Below are 12,665 nucleotides of genomic sequence, written 5' to 3' on the forward strand. Positions count from 1 at the left end.
CATGGAATCCCTGAACTCCCTGATGGACGGCTTCGGGACCGCCCTCACCCCGGTCAACCTGCTGTGGGCCGCCGTCGGCGTGCTCCTCGGCACCGCGATCGGCGTGCTGCCCGGCATCGGCCCCGCCATGGCCGTCGCCCTGCTGCTCCCGGTGACCTACGGCCTCGAACCCACCGGCGCCTTCATCATGTTCGCCGGCATCTACTACGGCGCCATGTTCGGCGGCTCCACCACCTCGATCCTGCTGAACACGCCGGGCGAGAGCGCGGCCGTCGTCGCCGCCATGGAAGGCCATCCGATGGCCAAGGCCGGGCGGGGCGCGCAGGCGCTCGCCGCCGCCGCGATCGGCCACTTCACCGGCGGCATGATCGGCACGATGCTGCTCGTCGTCCTCGCCCCCACCGTCGCGGCCCTCGCCGTCGACATCGGCGCCCCCGACTACTTCGCCCTGATGGTCCTCGCCTTCATCGCGGTGACCTCGGTCCTCGGCTCCTCCCGGATCCGCGGCGTGGCCTCCCTGCTCATCGGCCTCACCCTCGGCCTGGTCGGCCTCGACCAGCTCACCGGCCAGCAGCGGCTCACCTTCGGTTCGCTCCAGCTCGCCGACGGCGTCGACGTCGTCATCGTCGCGGTCGGCCTCTTCGCCATCGGCGAGGCCCTCTGGGTCGCCGCCCACCTGCGCCGCACCGCCGGCCGGCCCGTCCCGGTGGGCCGCCCGTGGCTGGGCCGCGAGGATCTGCGGCGCACCTGGAAGCCGTGGCTGCGCGGCCCGTTCCTGGGCTTCCCGTTCGGCGCGATCCCGGCCGGCGGCGCGGAGATCCCGACCTTCCTGTCGTACGTGACGGAGAAGCGGCTGTCGAAGCACAAGGAGCAGTTCGGCAAGGGCGCCGTCGAGGGCGTCGCGGGACCGGAGTCGGCGGCCTCCGCCTCCGCCGCCGGCACCCTCGTCTCCATGCTCACCCTCGGCCTGCCGACGACCGCCGTCGCCGCGGTGATGCTCGCCGCCTTCCAGCAGTACGGCATCCAGCCCGGACCGCTCCTCTTCGAGCGGGAGCCCGAGCTGGTGTGGGGCCTGATCGCCTCGCTCTTCGTCGGCATGGTCCTGCTGCTCGCGCTCAACCTGCCGCTCGCGCCCGTCTGGGCGAAGCTGCTGCGCATCCCGCGCCCGTACCTCTACGCCGGCATCCTGTTCTTCGCCGCCGTCGGCGCGTACGCGGTCGGCGGCGAGGCCCTCGACCTGGTCGTCCTGCTGGTGGTCGGCCTCCTCGGCCTCGGCATGCGCCGCTACGGCCTGCCGGTGCTGCCCGCGGTCATCGGCGTCATCCTCGGCCCGGCCGCCGAGCAGCAGCTGCGCCGCGCCCTCCAGATCAGCGACGGTTCCGTCACCGGACTGGTGAACACCCCGTTCTCGGTGGCCGTCTACGCGCTGGTGGCGCTCCTGCTGGCGTGGCCGCTGCTGCGGAAGGCGGTGACCCGCACCCGTGCGGCGGGCTGAGCGCGGGGGCGCGGGGCGGTAGGACGGTAGGACGGTAGGGGTGCCGTCCGGCCAACTCGCCGATGATGGAGTGAGTTTCGGACATCGGGCGGCCGGATCCGGTATCCCTGGCGGGCGACACCTCCCCCCACCCCCGAAGGGACACCCCTCATGCGCGTCCGACTCGCCCTCGCCGCCACCGCGCTCCTCGCCGCGGCCGCCGCCCCTCTCGCCCACGCGGGAGGGGCCGACGGCCGCGCCGCCGGAACGGCCGGACGGCTCGCGGACTTCCTCACGGTCGACCCGGCCGGACTCCTCGGCGCCGACGGCACGGTCACCCTCTCCGGCACCTACCGCTGCCTCGACGACAGCGAGGGCCCGGTCCTCGTCGGCTCCTCCCTGCACCAGCAGGACCGTTCCGCCGGCATCGGCGGCACCCGCGCCGTCTGCGACGGCACGCTCCGCGCCTGGACCAACACCGCGGTGGTCAAGGACCCCGCCTACCAGCCCGGCGAGGCCCACGTGCGGGCCACCCTCGTGCAGCTCGTGCCCGAGGGCGGACTCGGCCTCCCCCGCCCCGGCTTCCGCGCCGTGGAGGAGGCCCCCGTCACCCTCGGCTAGGCCCTGTCCGGAAAGCAGCCCTCCGGAAAGCAGCCCTCCGGAAAGCAGCCCTCCGGACAGTGCCCTCCGGGCGTGGCGCTCCGGGCGTGGCGCTCCGGGCGTGGCGCTCCGGAAGGGCCCTCTGGACGGGGCCCGGCCCCTCTCCTCCGGGTCCCGCCCGGACCGGGCCGCCCGGCCCCGGCCCGCGGCGGGCTCAGCCGAGCAGCGCCACCAGGCCCCGCCGGCCCAGCCGTTCCAGCTCGTCGAGGGCGCCGACGGCCCGCTCGGCCGCCTCCGGGTCGGAGACGGCGAGACCGCTCGCCGCGAACTCGTCCTCGTCGAGCCGGAGCACCTCGCTGCCGTCGGCCGACACCCACAGGTCCAGATCCAGGTCCTCGACCGTCACCCCGGCCGCCCCGAACTCGGCCGGCCGGGTGATGTCGCAGTACCAGCCCTTGAGCGCGCCCTCCGCCGACCACACCTCCTTCACGGTGAACCACCGGTCGCTCCAGTAGTGCTCGACGAAGACGTCACCCGGCTCGAAGCGCACGAAACCGAAGTCCCGCACCCCCTCCGCCGCCCACGGCGCCCGCACCGACAGGCGCGTCTCCGTCTCCGTCACCACCTCGGCCGGGTAGCGGATCTTCAGCCGCCCCGCCTTCCACAGCTCCACCTCAACCGAGCGCCCGGACATGCCGCACCTCCGTCGCGCCGATCGCGTAGCCGAACCACTCGTTGATCGCCAGCATCGGCCCGTTCCCCGCGTCGTTCCCGGTGAAGGCCTCCGTGCAGCCCGCCGCCCGCGCCCGGTGCAGCGCCGCGTTCTTGGCGAGCTTGGCCAGACCGCGGCCGCGGAAGGCCGGGGCCGTCCCCGTCATCCCCGTCGCGTAGCGGCCCAGGCCGTCGGTCTGCGCGACGCTGAAGGCGGCCGGCACCCCGTCCACCACCGCCACCGTCGTCAGCGCCCGGTCGTGCAGCGGGTGGTTCCAGGTGGTCTCCAGCCAGTGCGGATAGTCGTCCAGCTCGGCCGGCACGTCGCCCGGCTCGTCGGCGGTGGTCGCCGCGTCCAGCGCGAAGAGCGGGCGCGGATCCGCCGCGAACTCCTCGGCCGGCACCAGCTCGACGCCGGCCGGCGGCGCCTGCAGCGGCGGCAGCCCCGCCGTCAGGTCCAGCCGCAGGAAGTGCGCCGAGCGGCTCGGCGCGTACCCCCGCCGCTCCGCGTAGGCGCGGCTCTCCGGCTCGTCGAGGACCCAGCTGTAGAGCCTCGTCGCCCCCCGCTCGGCCAGGTGCTCCTCGGCGGTGCGCACCAGCAGGGTCCCCGCGCCGAGCCCCCGGCGGGCCGGGTCCACGTAGACGTTGAGCCGGCCGATGCCGGGCTCCGGGGCGTCGTGGGCGACCGAGACCTGCGCCGTCCCGATCACCTCTCCGCCCTCGGTCACCGCCACCAGCGGCCGGGAGTGGGAGTCGGGATGGGCGTGCGCCCAGTCGAAGCGCAGCTGTTCGGCGGTGGCCAGCATGAAGGGGAGGGCCGCGCGCCGGACGCGGGCGAAACCCTCGGCGTCCTCGGGCCGTACGTCACGGACGATCACAGTCATGGGGCCGCACGCTACGGCCGGGACCGCACCGCCGCCTCCCATTTTCCGGTGGGGTGGGGGCAGAATCGGGCGGGTGACACTGACACTCGACGTGGACCACCAGTCCACCACCGCCCCCTACGAACAGCTGCGTGCCCAGATCTCGGAGCGCGCCCGGTCGGGCAGACTCCCGGTTGGCTACAAGCTGCCGACGGTCCGGGGACTCGCGGAACAGCTGGGGCTCGCCGCGAACACGGTCGCGAAGGCGTACAAGGCCCTGGAGGCCGACGGAGTCATCGAGACCCGGGGCCGGCACGGCACCTTCGTCGCCGCGGCCGGCGACGCCGCCAGCCGCCACGCCGCCTCCGCCGCCGCGCAGTACGCCGAGGAGGCCTACCGCCTGGGACTCACCCGGGACGAGGCCGAGGCCGCCGTCCGTGACGCGCTGAGGGCCGCGTACGACTCCGAGTGACGCGGGACGGTCCGCCGGGGCGCCCGCCCCCGGCGGACCGTGTCCTCACAGATAGAGCCCGGCGGCCGGCGTGCGCTGCTCCGGCAGTTCGGCCGGGGAGGCGCCGCGCCGCAGCGCGAACAGCTCCGCCAGCGTGGCCCCCTCGGCCGGCACCCCCTCCTCGCGGCCCAGCCACGCCGCCGACTCGGCCCGGCTCAGCGGCCCGACCTCGATCCGGGCCAGGCAGCGCCCGGGGCGCACGATGGCCGGGTGCAGCCGCTCCAGGTCCTCGTTGGTGGTGAGCCCCACCAGCACCTTCCGGCCCTGCCCGAGCAGTCCGTCCGTCAGGTTGAGCAGCCGGGACAGCGCCTGGCCGGTGGCCTCCTTCGCACCGCCCCGGATGAGCTCGTCGCAGTCCTCCAGGAGCAGCAGCCGCCACCGCTCCTTCTCCGTGCCGTCGCCGTCCTCGCCGATGGCGATGTCCATCAGGTAGCCGATGTCGTTGAAGAGCCGCTCGGGGTCGAGGACGCAGTCCACCTGGCACCACTCCTGCCAGGACCGGGCGAGGGTGCGCAGCGCGGAGGTCTTGCCGGTGCCGGGCGGGCCGTGCAGCAGCAGGAGGCGGCCGGTGACGTCCTCGGGGGTCAGCTTCATCAGCCGGTCCATCGACCGGGCCACCGGGGCGGTGTAGTTGGGGCGGGCCTCGTCCCAGGTGTCCGCGCTGATCCGGCGGGTCATCCGGCGCGGGCCCCGCTGCGGGGCCAGGTACCAGAAGCCCATGGTGACGTCCTCGGGCTCCGGCTCGGGTTCGTCCTTGGCGCCCTCGGTGGCCTCGGCGAGGATCCGCTCGGCCAGCTCGGGGCCGGTCGCCGTCACGGTGACGTCGGCGCGGTGCTTCCAGCGGGAGGAGAGGATCGTCCACCCCTCGCCCTCGGCCAGCACGGAGCTGCGGTCCTCCTCCTTCGACGCCCGCAGCACCCGGGCGCCGGGCGGCAGCAGGGGCGCGTCCGGCTTCGCCCGGTCCAGGGTGAGGCCGTGCGAGTGCGGCTGCTCCCCGGTGGTGAACCGGTCGAGGAAGAGCGCGTCCATGACGTCGCTCGGCGAGTCGCTGTCGTCGAGGCTGATCACGACCGGCAGCGCGTCGCGCGGCCCGGACGGTACGGCGGGGGTGTCTGGCATGCCGCCATGATCCGCCAACCGTCCGGGCCGCGCACGGGGTTTTGTCCCGCCGGGCCGCGCGCCGCGCCAGGCCTCAGATCCAGTGCCCGCGCACCGCGCCGCGGGCCCTGCGGGCGAGCGCGTACCCCTTCGTCAGGGCCCGGTCGACGGCGAAGTCCCGCGCGACGGAGCCTCCTTCGAGGAGCCGGCCGAACTGCTCGGGCGTGGTGGAGCGGCGCACGGTCACCCGCTCCAGGGCGTAGGGCCCCTGGCGGCGCCGGGCGAGCGCGTTGCCGACCGCGAGGGCCTGGGCGAAGCCGGCCTCCCGGACGGTGGTCCGCACCCTGCGGCTGGAGTAGCCGTACGGGTAGGCGAAGGAGCCGGGCGCGGTGCCCAGCTCCTCGCCGACGAGCTCCCGGCAGCGCAGCGCCTCGAAGCGCAGCCGGCCCGCGTCGAGCTGGTCCAGCTGCGGGTGGCTGTGGCTGTGTCCGCCGATCTCGGTCCCGGCGGCGGCCAGTTCGCGCACCTGCTCCCAGGAGAGCATCGCGTCGAGGGCGCCGCCGGTGGCGTGCCGGCCGGGCAGCCAGCCGGTGGTGACGAAGACGGTGCTCACGAAGGAGTGCTTCGCGAGCACCGGCAGGGCGTGGCGGTGCACGCCCTCGTAGCCGTCGTCGAAGGTCACCAGCACCGGCCGGGCGGGCAGCTCCGCGCCGGTCCGCCAGGCGGTGGCGAGGGCGGCGGTGGTGACCGGGGTGAACCCCCGCGCCGCCACCTCGTCCATCTGCGCCGCGAAGGCCTCGGGCGTCACGGAGAGCCCGAGCGTCGCGGGCGCCGGGTCGGACGCGACCGCGTGGTACATGAGGATCGGTACGGGGGAGGGCGCGGCGGCCGTCCCGGCGGGGGTGCCGCTCACGCGACCGCCTCCCTGGCGCCCGCGTCCCGGTCCTCGCGGGGTGTCCCCGCCGTCTCGATCGGGCCCCACGAGAAGGTGGGGGAGCCGCCGCGGCGGGCGCGCAGGGTGCCGAGGGCGTAGCCCCCGGCGGCGAGCGCCACGCCCGTGACGATCGCCCCGGCCCGGCCGGCGCCGCCCGCCCGTCCGAGCAGCGCGTCCCGCACTCCGCGCAGCACCCCGGCGGGCAGCACCCGGCTGGTGTAGCGCCGCTCGGACTCCAGGCCCTTGCCGGCGCCGACGCTCTGGGCGACGAGGGCCTTGGAGAGGCCCTCCGCGTAGACCCGGGTGCGGAAGTAGGCGAAGCGCTCGCGGGCGGCGGGGACCTTGTGGTGGATGACCGCCCGGTCGTCGATGAGCAGGACGGCGCCCGGCACGGCGTTCGCGAGCCGGATGCACAGCTCGGTCTCCTCGCAGCCGAGCGGCCGCCGGTCGCCGTCCCGGCCGATGCCGGTGGCGAAGCCGCCCGCGGCGTCGAAGGCCTCGCGCCGGAAGGAGGCGTTGCCGCCGAGCACGTTGCGGACCCGCACCCGGCCCGGGGGCAGCCCCCGGTAGGTGCAGCCGACGACCCAGTCGAACTCCTCGGGGAACCAGACGGGCCGGCGGCCGGAGGCCCAGGCGGGCAGCGTGCGCCCGCCGACGGCGACGACCGCCGGGTCGTCGTAGCCGGCGGCGAGGTGGTGGAGCCAGTCGTGCTCCGCCACGGCGTCGTCGTCGAGGAAGGCGACGAAGGCGCCGCGCGCGGCGGCGATGCCGGTGTTGCGGCCGGAGGAGAGGCCGCGGGGGCCCGCGTTGGCGAGCACCCGCACCCCTCCGCGGTCACGCTCGTCCGCGTACTCCTCGGTGAGCCGGTCCAGGAGGCGCTCGTTGTGGTCGACGACGAGCAGCGTCTCCAGCGGCGGGAGCGACTGCTTCCGGACGGAGTCGACGGCGGCGAGGATGTCGCCCCACCGCTCCTCCGTGTAGACGCAGATCACCACCGAGAAGCGGGGCGGGGACGGGCGGTCGCTCAAGACACCTCTCCCCGGGGGACGTTGACCGAGAAGGCGGCGGGGCGGCGGAGCGCCCGGGCGGCCTTGGGGACGCGCTTCTCGCGGAGGATCACCTTGAGGACCCGGATGCCGTCGCGCACCGCGTTGAGGTTGCTGACGCCGTGGATGCGCAGGTACTCGTGGCTCGGGACCTCCTGCACCTTCAGGCCGGCCTTGACGACCCGGATGTTGATGAGGGTCTCGATCTCGAAGCCGGTGCAGTCGAGGGTGATCTTGTCGAGGCAGTGCTTCCAGAAGGCGTTGTAGCCGTAGCAGAGGTCGGTGTAGCGGGCGCCGAACTTCCGGTTGACGAGCGAGCAGAGGGCCCAGTTGCCCAGCCGTCGGATTCCGGTCATGTCGTCGGTGCCGCCGCCGTTCGCGAAGCGCGATCCCTTGGCGAAGTCGGCGCCGCCGACGAGGGCGGAGACGTACGAGACGATCTCCTGGCCGTCGGCCGAGCCGTCGGCGTCGACCATGACGATGATGTCGCCGGTGCAGGCGGCGAAGCCGCTGATCAGGGCGTCGCCCTTGCCCTTGCCGACCTGCTTGACGACCTTGACGTCGGGGCGCAGCTCGCGGGCGACCTCGATGGTGTTGTCCGTCGAATTTCCGTCGACGAGGACGACTTCGTGAATCCATTCCGGCAGCGACTTGAACACGTACGGAAGATTTTCCGCCTCGTTCATCGCGGGAATGACGACGCTCACCGGCGGAGTGATCGCCAGGTGAGACGTGATCGCCCGGTACTGGGCGGCTATTCGACTCGGCTCGGTGAATTCTCGGCCCGTGTCGGGCGGGCGCAGGAACGAGCTCATCGGTCGGTTTCCCTCTCGTCCGGTGGGCCGCCCACCCCTGGGGCGGCCCGGTCGTGTGTCCGGTTCGAAAGGGGGGTTCTCGCCATCCCCGCACGGAAGCGATCTCCTTGCGGGATCGGCGAGTTGGCATGACTGGCCGCGCGGTACCCGCGACCCGGCGCACATCGGCACACCGGGCACGGCACCCCCCTACCGCGCCCCGCTCCGGGAACACCGCGACTCCGGCGCTCTCCCCAGAGCGCCGTGCCGATGAACCGATGCGGGTGAGATGTACGACGGTATTGATGAATGGGACTGTATGGCAAGTCCCGCTGGGGCGGCCCGGTTTCAGGCACTTTGGCGAACGAACTGTGCTCGAAAGCGCTGTCTTCGCGATCGGATTCGATCAATCCGCTTCCCTGGTGGGAACGGTGGGACTTCGTCGTACCCCTGTGCGGAGTCGTGCGGATGTGTCGTGGCTCCGTCCGGTCGTAAAGCGGTACGGGAACCTCCGGTTCCTCAGGTGGCCGAAAATCGACGACTCCTGAGGGATGTTCACTCACTCTCCAGGGTCAGTTTTGACATGAACACTTCCGGAGCGGCGGATCCGATGCTACTTCCTGGTAGCGCAGAGATCCTGCTACAGGGAGGTTTCATGAAACTGTCGCGATGCGCGGCCTTCGCGTCCTCGCTCCTGCTCGGCGCCGTCCTCGCCCTCACCGGGGCGGGGGCCGCGCAGGCGGCCGAGAGCGCCGCCCTCGACTACGTGGCCCTCGGCGACTCGTACTCCTCCGGCGTCGGCGCCGGCAGCTACGACAGCGCCAGCGGCGACTGCAAGCGCTCCACCAAGGCCTACCCGCGCCTCTGGGCCAACGCCAACGCCCCCTCCTCCTTCGCCTTCACCGCCTGCTCGGGCGCCGTCACCACCGACGTCACCGGCAAGCAGCTCGGCCCGCTCTCCTCCGCCACCGACCTGGTCTCGATCACCATCGGCGGCAACGACGCGGGCTTCGCGGACGTCATGACGACCTGTGTGCTCCAGTCCGAGAGCACCTGCGTCAACCGGGTGAACCAGGCGAAGGGCTACGTGGACTCCACCCTGCCCGCCCGGCTCGACGCGGTGTACGGCGCGATTCGCGCCAAGGCCCCCGCCGCCCGGGTCGTCGTCCTCGGCTACCCGCGCTTCTACCAGCTGAACGGCACCTGCGTCGCCGGCCTCAGCGAGAACGAGCGCAGAGCCATCAACGGCGCCTCCGACTACCTCAACGCCGCCGTCGCCAAGCGCGCCGCCGACCACGGCTTCGCCTTCGCCAGTGTCGTGCCGGCCTTCACCGGCCACGAGATCTGCTCCGGCTCCGCCTGGCTGCACAGCGTCAACTGGCTCAACATCGGCGAGTCCTACCACCCGACGGCCGCCGGCCAGTCGAGCGGCTACCTGCCCACGTTCAGGAACGCGGCGTAGCGGAGGGTCCCCCGTCCTCCGCGCCCGCACCCGCGGCGCCGGGCACGGCCGGAGCGGTGCTCGGCGCACCGCCCCCGGCCGGACCGGCGCCCCGGTCGCCGTCCCTGACGGCCTGCCAGACCAGCGCCGCCGCGATCAACAGGAGCCCGGCCACTCCGGCGGCGATCACCGCCCGCCGGCCGGGACCGCGCCGCCGCGGACCCGGCGCCGCGCCCTCCGCCTCCTCCGGCGCACGCGTCCCGCGCACGCCGCCCGAACCCCCGTCCTCCCGCTCCTGCGCGACTCCCGGCCGCCGCTCCGGCGCCGGAGCGGCCGGTCCGTCCGCCCGGGGCCGCTCCCCGGTCCCGGCCACCCGCTCCAGCTCCCGCACCGCCCCGGCCCGCACGTCCGGGTCCGCGTCCGCCAGCCCCCCGACCACCGGGGCCAGCGGTCCCGACGCCGGATCGGCGACCGTCCCGCCCAGCAGCGCGCCCAGCGACCGCAGGTCCTCCTCGGGGCCCGGCGGCGGGGCGTCCGGTGCCGAGGTCCCGGTGGCCACGCCCGTCACCACCACCCGCCCGTCGTTGGCGAGCAGCACCCGGTCCGGTCCGAGGCCGGAGAAGGGGACGCCGGCCGCGCGGGCCGCCCGCAGCGCCGCCAGCACCCCGAGCGCGACCCGCGCGGCCTCCCGGTCCGGCAGCGGCCCGTCCGCCTCCAGGGTCTCCGCCAGCGTCAGCCCGCGCACCAGCTCCATCACGATCCACGGCCGGCCCCGCTCCACCACCACGTCGTGCACCGCGGCCACGCCCGGTCCGGAGATCGCCTCCGCGGCCCGCGCCTCGCGCTCGACCCGCGCGTAGAGGAGCCGCTCCTCCGCCTCGGGCGTCCCCGGCGGGGCGTGCACCTCCTTGACGGCCACCTCTCGGCCGAGCGCCTCGTCCCGGGCGCGCCAGACGATCCCCGCCGAGCCCTCCGCGAGGGCGTCGAGCAGCCGGTAACGGCCCGCGATCAGCGTCATGGACCCACGGTAGCCGCGCCCCCGCCGGGTGGCGACCCACTCGACCGGCCCCCGGTGGCGTAGATCACACCGGATGGTGGAGTCGCGGCCGGCCGGCCGGGGTGCAGGATGGTTCATGACGGTTCGGCAGGTGTTCGAACCCTGTCCAACTCGCCCTGGAATCGGATGTATTCGGAGAGTGACCGTCAACCCCCGTACGAGTGCAGTGAATCCCGTCGGCGGGATACACGCGTGTCACTGTGGGGCGATAGGGTTAACCTGCCCGGGCCGAGTGCCCTCGTACGGGTGGGGAGTGACATGGAACAGATAACGATGCGCAGCAGGCCGCGTGTGCCTGCCATCACCTGCGGGAGCAGCGCGACCAGCTCGCGCCTCGACCGCCATCTCGCGGTGCTCGGCGGTCCCGCCGTGCCGCAGCGCGAGGTGGCCGAGGCGACCCTGCTCATGCGGGAACTGACGACGCGTCGCCACGAGACGCCGGCCCAGAGCATGCACGTCGGACGCGCGCGGGTCTCGCTCTTCGCCCCGCTGCGCCGCCTGCGCCGCACCCTCTTCGGCGCCCGCCACTAGCCCTTCCCGCGCGCGCCGGAGGTGCCGGACCCGTGTCCCCGGCACGGCCACCGCCCCGGTCCGCCCGCACCCACCCGCACGCCGAGAGCGCCGGACGCGTCCCCGCCCGTCCGGCGCTCCGTCGTACCCGCCCCCTGACCCCGCCGCGCCGGTCAGACGACCACGCCCGCGGCCCGCAGCCCCGCCACCTCCGCCGCCGGCACGCCCAGTCCGGCCAGGACCGCGTCCGTGTGCTCGCCGAGCGCCGGGATCCGGCCCATCGGCGCCTCCGGTGCGTCCGGGAAGACGACCGGCGGCAACAGCGACGGCAGCGCCCCGACGGGGGAGTCCACCGGACGCCAGCGGTCCCGGGCCGCGAGCTGCGGATGGCGCACCAGCTCCGCCACCGAGTTGAGCCGCGCGCAGGCGATGCCGGCCGCGTCCAGGCGCCGCACCGCCTCCTCGGCCGGCAGCGCGCCGAGCGCCGCCCCGACCGCCGCGTCGGTCGCCGCCCGGCCCGCGACCCGGGCCGCGTTCGTCGCGAAGGCCGGGTCGTCGGCGAGCTCCGGCCGCTCCAGGACCCGTTCGGCGAACCGCCGCCACTCCCGGTCGTTCTGCACCGAGAGCAGCACCTGGCTCCCGTCCGCCGTCGGATACGCGTCGTAGGGGGCGATCACCGCATGCGCGAGCCCCGTGCGCGCCGGGGCCGTACCTCCGTGCGCCCCGTGGTGCAGGGGGTGCCCCATCCACTCCGCGAGGGAATCGAACAGCGACACCTCCACGGGGCCGCCGCGGCCGGTGGTGCCGCGCCGGACGAGCGCGGCGAGGACGCCCGTGTACGCGTACATCCCGGCCGCGATGTCGGCGGCCGGGACACCGGACTTGACGGGGTGTCCGGGAGTGCCGGTGACCGAGACCAGCCCGGTCTCGCACTGCACGAGCATGTCGTACGCCCTCCGGTGGGCGTACGGGCCGTCCGGGCCGTACCCGGAGACGTCCACGGCGATCAGCCGCGGGTGCGCGGCGCAGAGGGTGGCCGCGTCGAGGCCGAGCCGGGCGGCGGCCCCGTGCGCGAGGTTCTGCACGAAGACGTCGGCCTCCGCCACGAGCCGTCCCACCAGGGCGCGCCCGCGCGGGTCCTTCAGGTCGACGGCGAGCGACTCCTTGCCGCGGTTGCACCAGACGAAGTGCGAGGCCAGGCCCCGGGCCGCGGTGTCGTAGCCGCGGGCGAAGTCGCCGCCGTCGGGCCGCTCGACCTTGACGACCCGGGCGCCGAGGTCGGCGAGCTGGCGGGTGGCGAAGGGCGCGGCGACGGCCTGCTCGACGGAGACGACGGTGATCCCGTCCAGGGGGAGTGGCTGAGTGCTCATGCCCGTCTGCCTACCGTGCCCGGACGGGCCCTGTCATCAGGACCGGGCTCACACCGCCCGCCCGGCGGGGCTCCCGCCGGGCCGTTTCTTTCGGATCGGGCCGGACGCCGCGGGACCGACCCGGCCCGGCGGCCTTCCCGGCCCGGCGGGCCCGGGGCGTGATCCGGTGGCACGGCCGGCCTTCGGCCCGGCGGTGCCGTCGTGCGGCGGTCCCGGACCCGAGGCCCCGGGTCCGACCCGGCGGCGCGGCGGCCTC

At 74.7% G+C, this 12,665-nt stretch carries 13 protein-coding genes; 5 read left to right on the forward strand and 8 right to left on the reverse strand.

The features are described 5' to 3' along the window. The first annotated feature begins 1 nt into the window (after position 1). Positions 2-1,495, forward strand: a complete 1,494-nt coding sequence (locus IE287_RS15410; protein WP_189849619.1) for a tripartite tricarboxylate transporter permease — start codon at positions 2-4, stop codon at positions 1,493-1,495. A gap of 150 nt (positions 1,496-1,645) precedes the next feature. Continuing rightward, positions 1,646-2,095 carry a DUF6299 family protein gene (locus tag IE287_RS15415; protein WP_189849620.1) on the forward strand — a complete coding sequence of 150 codons (450 nt, stop codon included), beginning with the start codon at positions 1,646-1,648 and terminating at the stop codon, positions 2,093-2,095. Between the two features lie 193 nt (positions 2,096-2,288). Here IE287_RS15415 and IE287_RS15420 read toward each other — a convergent pair whose 3' ends face one another. Then, entirely contained in the window at positions 2,289-2,768 is a 480-nt protein-coding gene (locus IE287_RS15420) for a ribonuclease FAU-1 family protein (RefSeq protein ID WP_189849621.1), read from the reverse strand. Continuing rightward, a complete protein-coding gene (locus tag IE287_RS15425; protein WP_189849622.1) occupies positions 2,749-3,669 on the reverse strand; it encodes a GNAT family N-acetyltransferase in 921 nt (306 codons plus the stop codon). The genes IE287_RS15420 and IE287_RS15425 overlap by 20 nt, the downstream gene beginning before the upstream one ends. Before the next feature lie 73 nt (positions 3,670-3,742). On the opposite strand from IE287_RS15425, the gene IE287_RS15430 reads away from it, so the two are divergent. Then, positions 3,743-4,120 carry a GntR family transcriptional regulator gene (locus IE287_RS15430; protein ID WP_189849623.1) on the forward strand — a complete coding sequence of 126 codons (378 nt, stop codon included), beginning with the start codon at positions 3,743-3,745 and terminating at the stop codon, positions 4,118-4,120. A 45-nt stretch (positions 4,121-4,165) separates the two neighbouring features. Here IE287_RS15430 and IE287_RS15435 read toward each other — a convergent pair whose 3' ends face one another. From IE287_RS15435 to IE287_RS15450, 4 genes are all read right to left on the reverse strand, one after another. Further along, positions 4,166-5,278 carry a DUF5925 domain-containing protein gene (locus tag IE287_RS15435; protein WP_189849624.1) on the reverse strand — a complete coding sequence of 371 codons (1,113 nt, stop codon included), beginning with the start codon at positions 5,276-5,278 and terminating at the stop codon, positions 4,166-4,168. A 73-nt stretch (positions 5,279-5,351) separates the two neighbouring features. After that, on the reverse strand, positions 5,352-6,116 hold the full coding sequence (locus tag IE287_RS15440) for a polysaccharide deacetylase family protein (protein ID WP_189849842.1): 765 nt from the start codon (positions 6,114-6,116) through the stop codon (positions 5,352-5,354). A gap of 50 nt (positions 6,117-6,166) precedes the next feature. Next, positions 6,167-7,219 carry a glycosyltransferase family 2 protein gene (locus IE287_RS15445; RefSeq protein ID WP_189849625.1) on the reverse strand — a complete coding sequence of 351 codons (1,053 nt, stop codon included), beginning with the start codon at positions 7,217-7,219 and terminating at the stop codon, positions 6,167-6,169. After that, positions 7,216-8,052, reverse strand: coding sequence for a glycosyltransferase family 2 protein (locus tag IE287_RS15450; RefSeq protein WP_189849626.1), 837 nt, complete (start codon positions 8,050-8,052; stop codon positions 7,216-7,218). The genes IE287_RS15445 and IE287_RS15450 overlap by 4 nt, the downstream gene beginning before the upstream one ends. Positions 8,053-8,686: 634 nt before the next feature. Here IE287_RS15450 and IE287_RS15455 point away from each other — a divergent pair. After that, positions 8,687-9,493, forward strand: a complete 807-nt coding sequence (locus IE287_RS15455) for an SGNH/GDSL hydrolase family protein (protein WP_189849627.1) — start codon at positions 8,687-8,689, stop codon at positions 9,491-9,493. Here the strand turns inward: IE287_RS15455 and IE287_RS15460 are convergent. Beyond that, on the reverse strand, positions 9,477-10,490 hold the full coding sequence (locus tag IE287_RS15460) for a protein kinase domain-containing protein (protein WP_189849628.1): 1,014 nt from the start codon (positions 10,488-10,490) through the stop codon (positions 9,477-9,479). The genes IE287_RS15455 and IE287_RS15460 overlap by 17 nt on opposite strands. A 297-nt stretch (positions 10,491-10,787) precedes the next feature. Here IE287_RS15460 and IE287_RS15465 point away from each other — a divergent pair, with 297 nt between their 5' ends. Then, a complete protein-coding gene (locus tag IE287_RS15465; RefSeq protein ID WP_189849629.1) occupies positions 10,788-11,060 on the forward strand; it encodes a hypothetical protein in 273 nt (90 codons plus the stop codon). 152 nt (positions 11,061-11,212) lie between these two features. Here the strand turns inward: IE287_RS15465 and IE287_RS15470 are convergent, their stop codons facing one another. Next, the gene (locus IE287_RS15470; RefSeq protein ID WP_189849630.1) at positions 11,213-12,409 is read right to left on the reverse strand and encodes a CaiB/BaiF CoA transferase family protein; all 1,197 of its coding nucleotides are present in this window, start codon (positions 12,407-12,409) and stop codon (positions 11,213-11,215) included. Between the last annotated feature and the right edge of the window lie 256 nt (positions 12,410-12,665).

The organism is Streptomyces omiyaensis (assembly GCF_014650895.1).
GTDB classification, from domain to species: Bacteria; Actinomycetota; Actinomycetes; order Streptomycetales; family Streptomycetaceae; genus Streptomyces; species Streptomyces omiyaensis.